This is a genomic window from Pyramidobacter sp. CG50-2 (assembly GCF_003612005.1).
In the GTDB taxonomy this organism is placed as follows: Bacteria; Synergistota; Synergistia; order Synergistales; family Dethiosulfovibrionaceae; genus Pyramidobacter.
The window spans coordinates 1-14,730 of record NZ_RAWT01000031.1; the positions used below are offsets into that span (position 1 = coordinate 1).

Annotated in this window: 12 protein-coding genes, 3 tRNA genes and 1 riboswitch; of the genes, 11 read left to right on the forward strand and 4 right to left on the reverse strand. The window is 60.5% G+C overall.

Features of this window, described 5'->3' with window-relative positions:
* Window positions 1-4 precede the first annotated feature (4 nt).
* From D7D26_RS07545 to D7D26_RS07575, 7 genes are all read left to right on the forward strand, one after another.
* Window positions 5-80, forward strand: a tRNA-Lys gene (locus D7D26_RS07545).
* 470 nt (window positions 81-550) lie between these two features.
* Window positions 551-635: transfer RNA gene (locus tag D7D26_RS07550), tRNA-Leu, on the forward strand.
* Window positions 636-655: 20 nt separating this feature from the next.
* Window positions 656-731, forward strand: a tRNA-Lys gene (locus tag D7D26_RS07555).
* Window positions 732-836: 105 nt separating this feature from the next.
* Window positions 837-939: riboswitch (TPP riboswitch) on the forward strand.
* Window positions 940-1,091: 152 nt separating this feature from the next.
* A complete protein-coding gene (thiW, locus tag D7D26_RS07560) occupies window positions 1,092-1,622 on the forward strand; it encodes an energy coupling factor transporter S component ThiW (RefSeq protein ID WP_120372650.1) in 531 nt (176 codons plus the stop codon).
* Entirely contained in the window at window positions 1,606-2,415 is an 810-nt protein-coding gene (thiM, locus tag D7D26_RS07565) for a hydroxyethylthiazole kinase (protein ID WP_120372635.1), read from the forward strand. The genes thiW and thiM overlap by 17 nt, the downstream gene beginning before the upstream one ends.
* 197 nt (window positions 2,416-2,612) lie before the next feature.
* A complete protein-coding gene (locus tag D7D26_RS07570; RefSeq protein WP_120372636.1) occupies window positions 2,613-3,215 on the forward strand; it encodes a flavin reductase in 603 nt (200 codons plus the stop codon).
* 62 nt (window positions 3,216-3,277) lie between these two features.
* Entirely contained in the window at window positions 3,278-4,342 is a 1,065-nt protein-coding gene (locus D7D26_RS07575) for a D-alanine--D-alanine ligase family protein (protein WP_120372637.1), read from the forward strand.
* A gap of 161 nt (window positions 4,343-4,503) precedes the next feature.
* On the opposite strand, the gene D7D26_RS07580 is transcribed toward D7D26_RS07575, so the two are convergent.
* Window positions 4,504-5,355, reverse strand: coding sequence for a LysR family transcriptional regulator (locus D7D26_RS07580; protein ID WP_120372638.1), 852 nt, complete (start codon window positions 5,353-5,355; stop codon window positions 4,504-4,506).
* Between the two features lie 164 nt (window positions 5,356-5,519).
* On the opposite strand from D7D26_RS07580, the gene D7D26_RS07585 reads away from it, so the two are divergent.
* The 4 genes from D7D26_RS07585 to D7D26_RS07600 all read left to right on the forward strand — a co-directional run bounded on the left by D7D26_RS07585 (window position 5,520) and on the right by D7D26_RS07600 (window position 11,032).
* Window positions 5,520-7,064 (forward strand): ABC transporter substrate-binding protein, encoded by a 1,545-nt coding sequence (locus tag D7D26_RS07585; protein ID WP_120372639.1) that lies wholly within the window; start codon window positions 5,520-5,522, stop codon window positions 7,062-7,064.
* Between the two features lie 81 nt (window positions 7,065-7,145).
* Window positions 7,146-8,135, forward strand: a complete 990-nt coding sequence (locus tag D7D26_RS07590) for an ABC transporter permease (RefSeq protein ID WP_120372640.1) — start codon at window positions 7,146-7,148, stop codon at window positions 8,133-8,135.
* Complete coding sequence (locus D7D26_RS07595; RefSeq protein WP_233543497.1) at window positions 8,128-9,639, forward strand: ABC transporter ATP-binding protein; 1,512 nt, start codon at window positions 8,128-8,130, stop codon at window positions 9,637-9,639. The genes D7D26_RS07590 and D7D26_RS07595 overlap by 8 nt, the downstream gene beginning before the upstream one ends.
* A 19-nt stretch (window positions 9,640-9,658) precedes the next feature.
* Window positions 9,659-11,032 (forward strand): MATE family efflux transporter, encoded by a 1,374-nt coding sequence (locus tag D7D26_RS07600; RefSeq protein ID WP_168170018.1) that lies wholly within the window; start codon window positions 9,659-9,661, stop codon window positions 11,030-11,032.
* 91 nt (window positions 11,033-11,123) lie between these two features.
* Here the strand turns inward: D7D26_RS07600 and D7D26_RS07605 are convergent, their stop codons facing one another.
* From D7D26_RS07605 to D7D26_RS07615, 3 genes are read right to left on the reverse strand one after another with little or no spacing between them, the layout of a single operon-like run.
* Complete coding sequence (locus tag D7D26_RS07605; protein WP_078015996.1) at window positions 11,124-12,713, reverse strand: peptide ABC transporter substrate-binding protein; 1,590 nt, start codon at window positions 12,711-12,713, stop codon at window positions 11,124-11,126.
* Window positions 12,714-12,765: 52 nt separating this feature from the next.
* Entirely contained in the window at window positions 12,766-13,722 is a 957-nt protein-coding gene (locus D7D26_RS07610; RefSeq protein ID WP_078015997.1) for an ABC transporter ATP-binding protein, read from the reverse strand.
* The gene (locus D7D26_RS07615; protein ID WP_120372641.1) at window positions 13,719-14,711 is read right to left on the reverse strand and encodes an ABC transporter ATP-binding protein; all 993 of its coding nucleotides are present in this window, start codon (window positions 14,709-14,711) and stop codon (window positions 13,719-13,721) included. Before D7D26_RS07615 ends, D7D26_RS07610 begins: the two co-directional genes overlap by 4 nt.
* Between the last annotated feature and the right edge of the window lie 19 nt (window positions 14,712-14,730).

Consider the following 14,730-nt stretch of genomic DNA (forward strand, 5'->3'; position numbering starts at 1 on the left):
ATATGGATCGTTAGCTCAACTGGCAGAGCATCTGACTCTTAATCAGAGGGTTACAGGTTCAAGTCCTGTACGATCCACCAAGCTCAGTAAATCCAAGGCGTCGAAGCGTTTTTCGCGTACCCTGTGCGCGTTATGCGCTTCGGCGTTTTTTGTGGGCGCAGATGACGATGAAGCGGACAAGACGAGAGACGGGACGAATCGTGTCGTTTTGTTCCAATATTGTTTCTCGATTGAAATGTTGCGATCAAAAGCGCCCGGAGAGACCTCCGCCGCTCGGACATACGGCCTTCCTCGGGGCGCTCGGCGCTCTTTGTCACTGAGTCCTGTTTCTTAAGGCGTCAGTATCAAATCTCGTCACGAGGTCCCCGCTCGCGGGAAAAAGCGCTCTTGTCCGCGTTATGTCTCGGCTCTCTCAAAGTATCTGCTTTGTTTACAACCTTGAAATAGCTGAATATTTCGACTTCAAACGATCATTTGCTCCTGACGGAAAATCCACTTGTCACGTCCGGCGCGGGGATGCTATAATTCCCCGTGTCGTGCGAGGCGCGTTGCGAGGGTGGCGGAATTGGCAGACGCGCCAGACTTAGGATCTGGTGCCTTCGGGCGTAGGGGTTCAAGTCCCCTCCTTCGCACCAAGTTCATAAGTTTCAAATATGGATCGTTAGCTCAACTGGCAGAGCATCTGACTCTTAATCAGAGGGTTACAGGTTCAAGTCCTGTACGATCCACCAGAGTATTTCTCCCGGCCTTTCAAGCCGGGTTATTTTGTATCGTTCGCGGGTGATGGGGAGTTTTGCGGCAGCCGACGGAAACGGCCGTCTGTTTTCACAATTGAATAATCTGACGCGGGGAGCTGGAAACGGCTGAGAGGAAGCGCTGAGCTTCGACCCGGAACCTGAATTGGATAATGCCAACGGAGGGATGTAAGATGCGTGAACGAACGTAATGGCGGTGTCCGACAGGGCGCCGCTTTTTTGTTTGCCGGAAAACCGTCTGGACCGGCAGCGGAGCCGGCGTCGGCTCTGTACAGACAGATGGGCAGGAAAGAGAGCGGAATTTTTTTTCGGGAGCACGTTTTCAAGGAGGAGTCCATGAACAATTTACGAGTCAGAAAGATCGCGTTTACGGCCGTTCTGGCCGCGTTTGCCGTGGTGGGGTCGTTTTTTTCCTTTCCCGTTTTCGGGGCCAAGTGCGCGCCGGCGCAGCATCTCGCCAACATTCTCGGCGCCGTTTTTCTCGGGCCGGCGTGGAATGTGGCGGCGGCGTTCATCGCCAGTCTGATCCGCAACCTCATCGGCGCCGGCACGCCGCTCGCGTTCCCCGGGAGCATGTGCGGCGCGCTGCTGGCCGGCGTTCTGTACCGGCTGGTTCGGCGGCTTCCTGCCGCCTGGCTGGGGGAGATCGCCGGCACGGGGTTGATCGGCGGGATGCTGTCCTATCCCGTGGCGCGTTTTGTGTTGGGCAACGACAAAGCCGCGCTGCTGACTTTCGTCGTGCCGTTTCTGATCAGTTCCGCCGGCGGCACGGCGATCGGCGCCGTGATCACCGTCGCCATGAAAAGGCTGGGGCTGCTCGAAGCTGAGCGGAATATTTCGGGAGAACGGCATGGCGGTTCCCGCTGAACTGTGGGCGGTGTGGGAGAGAATTTCCCGCCGCCGTCCGCTCGTCCACTGCCTCACCAACCCGGTGACCGTGAACGACTGCGCCAACGTCCTGCTGGCCGCCGGCGCGCGTCCCTTTATGGCCGCTCATCCCGATGAGGTGGAAGAGGTGCAGCGCCATGCCGACGCGCTGGTGGTCAATATGGGGGCCATCGCGCAGCTGGATTCCATGGGAAAAGCGGCGCGGCAGGCCGCCGAGCGCGGGCATCCGATCATTGTCGATCCGGTCGGCGTTGCCGCTTCTTCGCTCCGCCGCCGCAGCTGCATCGCGCTGCTGAAAGAATTTCCCGTGGCCTGCGTACGGGGCAACGGCGCGGAGATCCGAGCCCTGCTTGGCGACACGGGAACGGCGAGGGGCGTCGACGCATCTTCGGAAGACGCGGCGTCTGCGCACGAAACTGCGGTGCAGCTGGCGCGGCGGTACGGCTGCGTAGCGGTTGCTTCCGGCGCCGTCGATGCGGTCACCGACGGACGCCGAACGTTCAGCGTTGGCAACGGCGATGCGATGATGGCCCGCGTCACGGGTATGGGCTGCATGCTGTCGTCGCTGCTCGGCGCCGCGTTCGCCGTCGAAAATTCCCTGCGCGCGGCGGCCGCCGTCTGCGCCGTCGTGGGGCTGAGCGGCGAGCAGGCTGCCGCCGGAACGTGCGCGGCGCGGCGCGGCCCTGCGTATTTCCGCGACCTGTTCGTCGACACTCTTTTCAGCCTCGATGAAGCTCAATTCATGGGAGGAGCAAAATATTCCGAGGGCTGAACGTTCTCCGCTCTTTCCTCACACGGGACGAAGCGCATGGTATAATCAAAAAGAAAAATAATCGACGCTTGCGCAGGGGGCCGCTGAGGAAATGTCCGGCGGGGGCCGGAGTTTTTATTTCCGACGCGGCGAAGAGGGGAGCGGCGCGGAATCCGTTCTTGCGCCGCGGGATTCGGGGCAGAGGAAGGGGTTTCTTTATGGATTCGCGAATTATGCATCAGCTGACGTACGGTTTGTTTGTGCTCAGCGCGGCGGAAAACGGCAAGGACAACGGCTGTATCATCAACACGGTAACGCAGGTGTCGGCAGCCCCCGCCCATGTGACCATCTCGGTCTGCAAACAGAACTACACTCACGATATGATCGCGCGCACGGGGCGATTCAACGTGGCGATCCTCGATATCACGGCGCCGTTCGATCTGTTTCAGCGCTTCGGTTTCCAGAGCGGGCGCGACGCCGACAAGTTTGCCGGCGTTGAGACCATTCGCACGGCCAACGGCATTTTGATCCCAACCGAACATGTGAACGCCTGGTTCTCGGGAAAAGTCCTGCAAGCGTGGGAACTGGGTTCGCATTCGCTGTTCCTCGCGGATATCGAGGGCGGAGAGATCATGTCCGGCAAAGAGCCGGCGACGTACGCCTTCTATCACAAGAACATCAAGCCCCGGCCGCAAGCGGGCAAGAGAAAAGGCTGGCGCTGCAAGATCTGCGGCTACGTGTACGAGGGCGAAGAACTGCCCCCCGATTATGTGTGCCCATTGTGCAAGCACGGCGCGGCCGACTTCGAGCGGATCGAGTAGTTGAGAGAAAAAGAACGAGGACACGTTGTGAAACGTGTCCTCGATTGATAGCGAGGTGCGAAATGGAAACGAAGAAAAAAGTGGCGCTGCTGTTCGGCGGACAGTCATCGGAGCATGAAGTGTCCTGCGTTTCGGGCGCGACGATGGCCCGCAATATCGACAGGGAAAAATACGACCTGCTTCTGATCGGCATCACTAAGGACGGGCGTTGGCTCCACGTCGAGTCGGTCGATCAGATCGTTTCGGGCGAGTGGCGTCAGAGCCGCAAAGGCGCGGCGCTGCTGCCCGACGCGGCGCTGAAAAGCGTTCTGCTCAGCGACGGAGGGCGCTTTTCCCTTGAGCGCGTTGACGTGCTTTTTCCCGTCCTGCACGGCCTGTACGGCGAAGACGGCTGCCCGCAGGGCATCGCCGAACTGGCGCAGATCCCCTACGTGGGCTGCGACGTGCTGTCGTCGGCCGCGACGATGGACAAAGCGACGGCCAAAGCCGTTCTGGAACGCTGCGGCATCCCACAGGCGCATTACGTTACGTTTCGGCGGGAGGAACTGGACGACATGGACGGCGTCGTGCGCCGCGTCGAGTCCGAACTGAGCTATCCCGTTTTCGTCAAGCCCTCCAACGCCGGTTCGTCCTGCGGCGTCTCCAAGGCGGGGAGCCGCGCGCAGCTTGTCGAAGCGTTACGGGCTGCCGCCGCTCAGGACTGCAAAGTGATCGCCGAAGAGACCATCGTCGGCCGCGAACTGGAATGCGCGCTCCTCGGCGGCTGGGATGCCGAAGCCAGCGGCGTGGGCGAGATCCTCGCCGGCGCCGAATTTTATGATTACGACGCCAAGTACAACAGCAGCGCCTCGCGCACCGTCGTCGACCCTCCGCTGCCGGAAGGCAAGCGCGAAGAGATCCGCGCCATGGCGAAAAAGATCTTCCGCGCCATGGACTGCCGCGGCCTTTCGCGCGCCGACTTCTTCCTCGAAAAAGGCACGGACCGCGTCGTCTTCAACGAGATCAACACCATCCCCGGCTTCACGGCCATCAGCATGTACCCAAAGCTCTGGGAAGCCGCCGGCGTGCCGCTGCCCGATCTGGTGGAGAAATTGATCGAAAGCGCCGCCGTCACGCGGCGCCGCTGAGAAGAAAACGATCCGGAATGTATGAAAAAACAGGTGAGTCATGGCCGATGTCGGCCGCGACCCTCCTGTTTTTTTATTTGCAGAGCGTGACGGGGGCGTCTTCGTCCCCGATACTTGCCGTCAATGACGCTTTTTGCTGGGCGCGAAACGAGTGTCTTCGTTCAGAGTTCGGAAAGAAATTTTTGAACGGCGGGTTGCTGCCCGCTTTCTTTCCGGTAAACCACATAGTGTTGAACCGGGGGGATCTTTTCGTCGCGTACCGGAATGACGCGCAGCTGACCGGACTGGAGTTGAGGCTCCACGTGCTTCCTGGCTAAAATGGCGTACCAGCCGCCGCCTTTCAGGAGCGGCACGGCGCAGGAGGCGATATCCACTCTCAACTGAAATTGACAGGAAGGGGGAAAAAGGCGGCGCTGCGTCGTTCCGTAAAGAAAGTTGGAATCTATCATCGGCAGTTCTTTGACGCTTGCGTATGAAATGCCGTCGCAGTACTCCGTGTTTTTCGCGTCGGTCACGAGGACGAGTTCGTCCTCGCCGACGCATGTGCAGACGTAATCGGGATTGTGGAGCGGGTGGTGCGTGAACGCGACGTCGAGCAGAGCGCACCTCAGCTCATTGAGGAGCGCGCCCGTATGCCCGCACTTTACCCGCACGGAAATGTCGGGGTGCCGTTCTGCGAAGATCCGCAGATTCCTGCAAAGGTACATGTCGTAGTAAGCGTATGCGCTCCCCAGGATGAGATACCCCGAATACGAGCCGGTACGGTTCATCTGCCCCAGGGCTTTTTCTTCCAGATTCACGATCTGTTCGGCGTACTCGCGAAGCGCCTGCCCCGCGCCGGTCAGCCTGACGCCGCCGCGACCGCGCAGGAACAAGGGCTGCCCCGTTTCCTTTTCCAGTTCGCCGATCCGTTTGCTCACCGTAGACTGAGAGATGATCAGCGCTTCGGCGGAACGTGAAAAATTCTTTGTCTCCGCGAGAGAAAGAAACGTCTTGAGCTGTTCCGTGTTCATTTTTTACCTCTTCTGTAATTACTTTATCGAATGATTTTAATCGAAATCATTCTCTTTGTAAATTATATTCTTTGTGCTAAACTGCGTGATATCGGTTAGCTGATGCTAATTTCATTGAAGCGGAAAGAGAAGCAAAAAGATAAGGAAGAGGGGTTTTGAATCGAATGAAACGATATTTGCACTTGTTGACCGTGTGCGCCGCTTTTTTGGCCCTGACGGCGCTGACCGGGCAGGCCGGAGCCGTGTCGTCCGACGTCCCGTCCGAGTCCGAACTGATCGTCGCCGGCAGCGAGATCGCCTGCGGCGTGGATCCGACGGTGTACCCCGCCGCGGATTACCTCCTGAACATGGGGGCGGGCGAGATTCTTTTCAAGGCGGGGGCCGACGGGATTATTCGACCTTCGCTCGCCAAGGAAGCCGTTCAGCTGGACGAACATTCATGGGAGATCCGCCTGCGCCCCGAAGCCGTTTTCTGGAGCGGAGCGCCGGTGACGGCGGAGGCCGTCGTCGCTTCTCTGATGCGTTCGAAGGCGTTGGACATGAAAGCGAATCCTCACCTGAAGGGAATGACGTTTTCCGCCGCAGACGAAAATACGGTGCGGGTCGTCACGGATGCTGCGAACGTTGATATCACCGAAAATCTTTCTTCTTCGCAGCTGGTTATCCACAACACCGCCGCGCCGTACTCGTACGACGGCGCGGAATCGGCGGACTATACCGGCATGTACCGGATCGTCTCTTTCGAGCCGTCGCGGCGCATGGTCTTCGAGAAAAACGAGAATTACTGGGGAACGAAGCCGGAGATCCAGCGCGTGGTCCATGAACAGATCGGGGATTCCGACGCGCGGGTCATGGCGGCGTTGAGCGGCCAGTACCATGTGGTGATGGATATCGATCGCACCGCCTATAAACAGTTTACCGAGAACGCGGCGTCCCATATCGTGATGGTGCCCGGAGCCCAGACGATGACGGTCTATCTCAACACCGAAAAGAGCGCCCTCAGCGACGAACGCGTGCGCCGGGCGCTGAGCTGGGGACTGGACCGGCGCGAGCTGATCCTTCTGGGCATGGAAGGGCTGAGCGAACCCGTAACGACCTGGCTCGGAGCGAACCCCGCCTATGCCGACATAAAGAACGCTTTTTTCGACTCCTACGATCCGGAAAAAGCCACCGCGCTTCTCGACGAGGCCGGCTGGCGTCTGGAGACCGACGGCTACCGGTATAGGAACGGCGCACAGCTTGCCATGACCGTGCGCTCTTTCCGCAACGACAAGGCGCTGGGAGAGGCCGTCCAGATTCAATGGCGCAGGCTGGGGGTAAACGTGTCGGTCCGTCACGGCGATTATTCCCTGATGTCCGACGCGTACAAGACCGGCGATTGGGACGGCGCCATCGAGGGCTGGGGAACGTTCGGAAATGTTTTGGGACTTCTGAACACGCAATACGGCGCGAACGGAACCGCAAATTACGGACGCTATCGCGACGCGCGCGTCGACGATCTGCTGGCGCGGCTTGCGGCCGCCGGCAGCAGGGAGGAACGCGGCAAGATCGCCAGAGAACTGTCGCTGCATATCGCCGAGAAATCCCCCGCCGTCTATATTTGCCCGCGCCCGCAGATTACTGCCGTCAGCAACAAACTGCGGGGATTCGTCCCGCATTTTCGCCAGTTCGAAAACGTCGTGAACGCGAATCTGAGAATCGCGGAATAGTGTATGATCTGCCGGGCGGCAGGGCTGGAACCTCTCGGTTCTCTGCCCTGTCGCCTTTTTGTTCGGTAAGGAGGCGCTTTCATGTGCGGGGTGTTGGTTTTGCGCCGGATCGGCGGCGCGCTTGTTACGCTGCTGCTTGCTTCCATGATCGTGTTCGCGCTGGTGCGCTTTGCTCCCGGCGATCCGGTCGATATGGCGCTGGGGCTGGTGTCCAACGATCTTGGCGTCAATACGGAGATGCTCGAAGAACGAAAGGCCGAACTGAGGGAACTGCACGGGCTGAACGACAGCGTCCCCGTTCAGTATCTTCGCTGGCTGAAAAGGCTGGCCGCTCTCGATCTGGGGTGTTCCATGCGGACGGGACGCCCCGTGCTGCGGGAGCTGCTCGGCTTGATCCCGGCGACGCTGCTGTTGTCGTCCGCCGCCTTGTTGGTTGAATCGGCGCTTGGATTGTCGCTGGGGCTTTATTCCGCAATCAAGGCCGGCCGATTCCAGGATGGGCTGGTCCGTATGATGTGCGTCGTGATGGCTTCTTTGCCGGCTTTTGTTTTCTCGCTGGTTTTGCTTTTTGTTTTTTCGATCCGGCTGCGCTGGTACGGAATAAGCAGTTACGCGGGATTATCCCGGCTGTGGCTGCCGGCGCTCGCGCTGGGACTGGCCGGCGCGCCGCCGGTCGTGCGCATGGTGCGCGCCGTCATGCTTGCCGAGCTCGGCAAGCTTTATGTCGCGGCGTCGCAGTCCCGCGGATTGCCGCGGAGCCTTATTCTGCGCGGGGCGTTTTTGAACGCGCTGCTTCCCGTTATTACAACGCTTGCGCTGTCTTTTGCCCATCTGATCGGCGGTTCCGTCGTCATCGAGAGCATCTTCAACTGGCCGGGGTTGGGGAACTACGCCATGAACAGCGTTTTACTTCATGATTATCCCGCGGTGCAGGGGTATACCGTTTTGACGGTCGCGGCGGTCGTCATGATCAACCTCCTTGTGGAGGTCGCCTATATCGTGGCCGATCCTCGCGTGCGGAAGAGCGGGCGCGAAGCCGGCCTGTCCGGAAAGCGGAGGAACGATGTATGAAAAAGGAGAAACGCTGGCTTTGCTGGGGGAAAGCGGATCGGGCAAAACAACCTGCGGAAAAGCGCTTCTGGGGATGCTGCCTCCCTCGGCCCGGATCGAGAGCGGCGCGCTGCGGATGGGAGACGAGCCGCCTCTGGACTTGGCTTCGCCGCGTTTCGACTGGCGGCCGCTGCGCGGAAAGAGGATCGCCATGATCTATCAGGACGCTCGGCTGGCGCTCAACCCCGTCGAGAGGGTCCGCGCCCATTTTCTCGAGACGCTGCGCTTTCACAAAGCCGGTTCGGAGGAGTCGTTCGAGCGGAAGAGCCGGGAACTGCTGTCGCTTCTGAAGTTCGAAGATCCCGAGCGCGTTCTGGACGCGTATCCGTTCGAACTCAGCGGCGGGATGTGCCAGAGAGTCTATATCGCGCTCATTCTCTGCCTCGAACCGGAGATCCTGATCGCGGACGAACCGACGTCGGCGCTCGACCCCGACAGCCAGCGCGAGGTTCTCGCGCTGCTGAAACAGGTGCAAAAGCGGCTGTCCCTTTCGATTCTGCTGATCACTCACGACATCGCCGTAGCTCGTGAAGCGAGCGACCGCGTGATCATCCTGCGGGACGGGACCGTCGTCGAGGAAGGGGCGACGGAAGAAGTCCTGCTTCGTCCACGGGAGAGCTATACGCAGTCGCTCATAGAAGCAAGAGCGCTGACGGAAAGAGGACGTCCGCCGAAAGACCGGGCGGGGGAGCCGCCGCTGCTGCGGGTAAGGAACATCTGCAAGTCCTTCGGCAAGAACGGAAATAGAATCGACGTGCTCAAGGAGGCGAGTTTCGACCTGTACAGGGGAGAATCCGTCGGCATCCTGGGTCGCAGCGGCTGCGGAAAATCCACATTGGCCAGATGCGTCGCAGGGTTGGAAAGCGTCGACGGCGGTTCGGTCGTCTGCTGCGGGCGCGACATCACGGATCTGCGCGGGAAGCGCAGAAGATGGGTGTGCGGCAAGATGCAGATGGTGTTCCAGGACGCGCGGGCGAGCCTGAATCCGTCGCGCAGCGCTCTTCAGCTCGTGCAGGAACCGCTGAAGTATCTTGCCGTGGGGACGGAACGGGAGCGGGACGAGAAAGCCCGTTACTATCTGGAACGGGTGGGCATCGATCCGCAGGCGCAGATGCGGCGCGCGCCCCAACTCAGCACCGGCCAGTGTCAGCGCGTCGCGTTGGCGCGGGCGCTGGTCGTCGAGCCGGATATCCTTTTGTGCGACGAAGCGGTTTCCGCACTGGACGTGATCCTGCAGAAGCAGATACTCGGCCTGCTTTACGAGCTGCAGCGGGCGTTCGGTTTCGCCGTTGTCATGATCTCTCACGACATGAGGATCATTCGGCATTTCTGCCAGCGGGCGGCGATCATGAAAGACGGGAGATTTGCGGAGATTGTGCCGGCGGAACGTCTCGAACCGATCGGGAAGCGAACGTTGGCAAGAAGTTTTGCGGACGGCGAGTCGCACGTTCGTGCGCGTCCGTAAGGCGAAGGGGAGGAGCGCGGTGCGCGATAAAAACCTTGACATGACTCGGGGCGTCATATGGAAAAATTTGCTGGTCTTCTTTCTGCCGATCCTGGCCGGAAATTTCTTTCAGCAGTTTTACACGACCGCGGATGCGGTGATCGTCGGGCAGTTCGTCGGGAAAAACGGTCTGGCGGCCGTAGACTCCGTTTACAGCCTGCTGAAGCTGCCGGTCAATTTTTTCGTGGGATTGTCCGGCGGGGCGGCCATCATCGTCTCGCAGTTTTTTGGCGCCGGGAAAAAACGGGAGCTTCTCGGCGCCGTCCATACGGTCGTCGTTTTCGGACTCGCCGGCGGGACGGTCCTTTCCGTCCTCGGCGTGGCGGCGGCGCCCGCCTGCCTGCGGTGGCTGGACGTTCCCGAGGACATTTTTCCTTTGACGCTGTCGTACGTGCGCATTTACTATGCGGGGTTCGTTTTTTCCATGCTCTACAATATCGGAGCCGGGATCCTGCGGGCGGTCGGAAACTCCCAAACGCCTTTTTACATCCTCGTCGTTTCCGGCGCCGTCAACGTCGTTCTGGATTTATTTTTCGTCGGTGTGTTCCGTTGGGGCGTTTCGGGAGCCGCGCTGGCGACCGCCGCGGCGCAGATGGTCAGCGCGCTGCTGGCGCTGAACGCGCTGAATGGGAAAAACGGCGTCGAGGGCTTTTCCGTTCGACAGGCGCGTTTCCATCGTCCGGCGCTGAGAGCCATCGTGTGTCTGGGACTTCCCGTGGGACTGCAGTCGTCGCTTTATCCCGTTGCCAACATGATGATCCAGGGCGCCATCAATGGGACCGGAACGAACAACATCGCCGCCTGGGCGCTATGCGGGAAGCTGGATTTTATGATCTGGCTGGCGGCGGACTCTCTGGCGGCGGCGATATCGACGTTCGTCGCGCAAAATTACGGCGCGGGGCAGTTCGCAAGGGTCCGACGCGGCGTCCTCGTCGGGACGGGAATGACGGCCAGCCTCGTCGCGGCGCTGAGCGTAGCGCTGTATCTCTGGAACGAGCCGTTGGGCAGGCTGTTCGTCAATCCGTCCGATCACGACGTTATTCCCATCATGGCAAAGCTGATGCGCTTTTTGTCGCCGCTTTACTTTGTTTACGTGTTCGGCGAAGCGCTTTCTGCGGCCATCCGCGGCGCGGGGGAGACGTTGCGCCCGATGCTGCTCACTCTCATCGCCACCTGCGCTTCGCGCGTGCTCTGGATCCTGTTCGTCGTTCCTCGAAGCCGCGGGCTGATCACGATCGTCGCGAGCTATCCCGTGTCGTGGGCGCTGACGGCCGTTTCCTTCGCGGTCTATTATCGGATTTTTGCGGGAAAACGTTTGATGAGTCCCGCGGAGGAGACGACAGGATCATATTAACAATCGTTTCGCAGGACAAGCACTGTGGTGAAGCGATAAAGACAAAAAGGAGCGGGGCCTGGGCCCCGCTCCTTTTTGTCTTTAAAACTCTTTACTTGACGATCTCGACGCCGCGGAAGAAGTCCCAGTTGCGCGGCGAGATGTACATACCCTTGACGCGTTCGCTGACCATGTAGGGGGTGGAGTAGTAGTTGATGGGCAGCACGGGCAGATCCTGCATGAGGATGTCCTCGGCCTTGAGCAGATAGCCGATGCGCTTGGCGTGGTCCATTTCGCTCCGGGCCGCCACGACGAGCTTGTCGTATTCGGGGTTGTTGTAACCGGTAACGTTCTCGGGCGAATCGGAAACGAGGATGTCCATCAGGCTGGCGGGATCGAAGAAGTCGACCAGGTAGGCGTGGCGAGCGATCTGGTAGTTCTTCTGGAAACGGGTGTTGATGAAGACCTTCCACTCCTCGTTGTACAGCTCGACTTCGATGCCGAGGTTCCTCTTCCACATGGCCTGCAGGGCTTCGGCGATGTTTTTGTTGCCTTCGTTGGTGTTGTACTTGTAAGTTATCTTGGGGAAACCCTTGCCGTCGGGATAACCGGCCTCGGCCAGCAGCTTGCGGGCCTCTTCGGGCTGAGCGCGGTTGCTGAAGTAGGATTTGCCGGCGGCGCGGAAATCCTTGCCGTCTTCCGGCCCGGGCAGGCCGTAGGGGATGTAGGCGTTGGCCGGAGCCTGACCGGCCATGGTCACCTTATCGACGATGCCCTGACGGTCGACGGCCAGCGCAAAGGCGCGGCGCACGAGCGGATTGTCGAACGGCGGCTGCGTGACGTTGAAGACGCTGAAGCTGACGCCGAGCGTGTTGACGGTCTTGGCCTGGCCGCTCTTGAGCAGCACGGGGATCTGCATGGAGGGCAGCCGCTTGTTGAAATCGATCTTGCCGCCCTTGAAGGCCGCGAGCGCGGTGTTGGGGTCGGTGATCATGACGACGCGCACCTTGTCGATCTTGACGTTCTCGGCGTCCCAGTAGTGGGGATTTTTGACGAGCGTCATCTCGGCGTTGTGCTTCCACTCGGTGAGATAGAAGGGGCCGTTGCAGAGGATCGTGTCGGGCGAGGTCGTCCAGTCGCGGGGATGGGCTTCGACGACTTCGGGCTTGGCGGGGAAGAAGATGTGATAGGACAGGTGGTCGAGCATCAGCGGGTTCTGATAGGCGAGCTTCAGCTCGAGGGTCGTGTTGTCGACGACCTTGATGCCGACGTCCTCGGCCTTGCACTTGCCGTTGTAGAAGTTTTCGGCGTTGACGATGGGGAAGCCGAGAAAGGCGTAGGGCGAAGCGACGTTGGGATCGACGACGCGCAGCAGCCCGTAGCGGAAGTGTTCGGCCGTCAGCGGCGTGCCGTCGTGCCATTTGAGGCCGTCGCGGAGGTGGAACGTCCAGGTCAGGCCGTCTTCGGAGACGTCCCAGCTCTTGGCCAGCCCCGGTTCGGGCTTGTCCTCGAGGGAGACGCGCACCAGACCTTCGAAGAGGTTGTAGATAATGGTGGAGCCGTCGGTGGCGTTGTTCAGCGCCGGATCGATCGTTCTCGGCTCGACGCCGAGGTTGTAGACGAAGACCTTCTCCGCCGCGCACGCGCTCGCGCACAAAGCAAGCGCCGCGGCTGCTGCCAGAATCCAACTGCGTTTTTTCATGACTGAATCCTCCTTACGTATAATGACGCGCACGGAAGGTGCGCGGTGAAGCCTAGTTGTTCGCCAGCCAGCAGGCGCACTGATGTTCGCCGCCGGCCAGTGGCGGCGCTTCGACGCTGCAGCGGTCGAACGCCCGCGGGCAGCGGGTGTGGAACTTGCAGCCCGAAGGCGGATCAATCGGGCTGGGCACTTCGCCGGTAAGCTGGATGCGCTTTCTCGCGTCGGATTTGTCGGGGTCGGGGACGGGAATGGCCGACAGCAGCGACTGCGTGTAGGGATGGAGCGGATTGGTGTAAAGTTCGTTGCTCTCCGCCACTTCGACGATGTTGCCGAGGTACATGACGGCGACGCGGTCGCTGATGTGCTTGACCATCGACAGGTCGTGGGCGATGAACAAATACGTCAGCCCCAGATCGTGCTGCAAGTCTTCGAGCGTGTTGACGATCTGCGCCTGGATGGACACGTCCAGCGCCGAGATCGGCTCGTCGCAGATGATGCATTCCGGCTCGACGGCCAGCGCGCGGGCGATGCCGATGCGCTGGCGCTGCCCGCCGGAGAACTCGTGCGGGTAGCGGTTGGCGTGCTCGCTGTTGAGCCCGACGATGGAAAGCAGGCGACGCATGCGGTCGATACGCTCGTCCCGCGGCACGCCGTGGATCACCATCGGCTCGATGACGATGTCGCCGACGGTCATGCGCGGATTGAGCGAGGCGTACGGATCCTGAAAGATCATCTGCAGTTCCTTGCGGTAGGGGATCATTTCCTTCTGTGAAAGGTTCGCCAGCTCGTGTCCTTTCCATTTTACGCTGCCCGAGGTGACGTCGTACAGGCGGATGATCGTGCGCCCGGTGGTCGTCTTGCCGCAGCCGGATTCGCCGACCAGCCCGAGCGTTTCGCCGCGGCGGATGCTGAACGACACGCCGTCGACGGAGCGCACGACGCCTCTGGGCACGTTGAAGTGCTTGACCAGATCCGTGACTTCGAGAAGGATTTCCCGGCTGTCGGTCATCGCGCGTCACCTCCGTGGGGCGCGTGCTGAAGCCAGCACGCGGCTGAATGGCCTTCCTCGACGAACTGCGTTTCGGGCGGGTACTGCAGGCAGACGCGCATCGCCTTGGGGCAGCGCAGCGCGTACGGGCAGCCCTTGGGCGGGTTGAGCAGATCGGGCGGCTGCCCCTTGATGGGGATCAGCCGTTCCTTGGTGAGATTGTCGGGATTGGGCACCGACTTGAGCAGCCCCTGCGTGTACGGATGCGCCGGATTATAGAAGATATGGCGCCGCGTCCCTTCCTCGACGATGTGCCCGCTGTACATGACGGCGACGCGGTCGGCCATGCCGGCGATGACGCCGAGATCGTGCGTGATGAGGATGATGGCGGTGTTCCATTTCTTCTGCAAATCTTTCATCAGTTCGAGGATCTGCGCCTGCACGGTCACGTCGAGCGCCGTCGTCGGCTCGTCGGCGATGAGCAGGTCGGGATTGCAGGCCAGCGCCATGGCGATCATCAGGCGCTGACGCTGCCCGCCGGAGAACTGATGCGGGTATTGGCCGATGCGTTCCTCGGCCGGCTCGATGCCGACATCGTGAAGCAGCTCGATCACGCGCTTTTTCGCCTCGCCCCGGCTCATGTGCTTGTGACGGATCAGCGGCTCGCACAGCTGGTACGAGATGGACAGCACCGGATTGAGGCTGGTCATCGGGTCCTGAAAGATCATCGAGATCTTGTTGGCGCGGATGTCCGACATCTGTTTGTAGTTCATCGTCGTCAGTTCCTGCCCCTCGAAGTTGACCGAACCGCCGACGACTTTTCCCGAAGGGCCGAGCAGATGCAGCATCGACAGCATCGTCACGGATTTGCCGCTGCCCGATTCGCCGACGATGCCCAGCACTTCGCCCTTGTTGAGCGTCAGCGAGACGCCGCCGACGGCTTTGACCTCGCCGACCGGCGTAAAGAAAGAGGTGTGCAGATCCCTGATCGTGAGAATTTTTTCCGACATGAAAATCTTCCCCCCTTCT

Coding starts and splice junctions, on each gene's coding strand:
- thiW (WP_120372650.1), top strand. CDS start 1,092: ATGAACAATTTACGAGTCAGAAAGATCGCGTTTACGGCCGTTCTGGCC.
- thiM (WP_120372635.1), top strand. CDS start 1,606: ATGGCGGTTCCCGCTGAACTGTGGGCGGTGTGGGAGAGAATTTCCCGC.
- D7D26_RS07570 (WP_120372636.1), top strand. CDS start 2,613: ATGGATTCGCGAATTATGCATCAGCTGACGTACGGTTTGTTTGTGCTC.
- D7D26_RS07575 (WP_120372637.1), top strand. CDS start 3,278: ATGGAAACGAAGAAAAAAGTGGCGCTGCTGTTCGGCGGACAGTCATCG.
- D7D26_RS07580 (WP_120372638.1), bottom strand. CDS start 5,355: ATGAACACGGAACAGCTCAAGACGTTTCTTTCTCTCGCGGAGACAAAG.
- D7D26_RS07585 (WP_120372639.1), top strand. CDS start 5,520: ATGAAACGATATTTGCACTTGTTGACCGTGTGCGCCGCTTTTTTGGCC.
- D7D26_RS07590 (WP_120372640.1), top strand. CDS start 7,146: ATGTGCGGGGTGTTGGTTTTGCGCCGGATCGGCGGCGCGCTTGTTACG.
- D7D26_RS07595 (WP_233543497.1), top strand. CDS start 8,128: ATGTATGAAAAAGGAGAAACGCTGGCTTTGCTGGGGGAAAGCGGATCG.
- D7D26_RS07605 (WP_078015996.1), bottom strand. CDS start 12,713: ATGAAAAAACGCAGTTGGATTCTGGCAGCAGCCGCGGCGCTTGCTTTG.
- D7D26_RS07610 (WP_078015997.1), bottom strand. CDS start 13,722: ATGACCGACAGCCGGGAAATCCTTCTCGAAGTCACGGATCTGGTCAAG.
- D7D26_RS07615 (WP_120372641.1), bottom strand. CDS start 14,711: ATGTCGGAAAAAATTCTCACGATCAGGGATCTGCACACCTCTTTCTTT.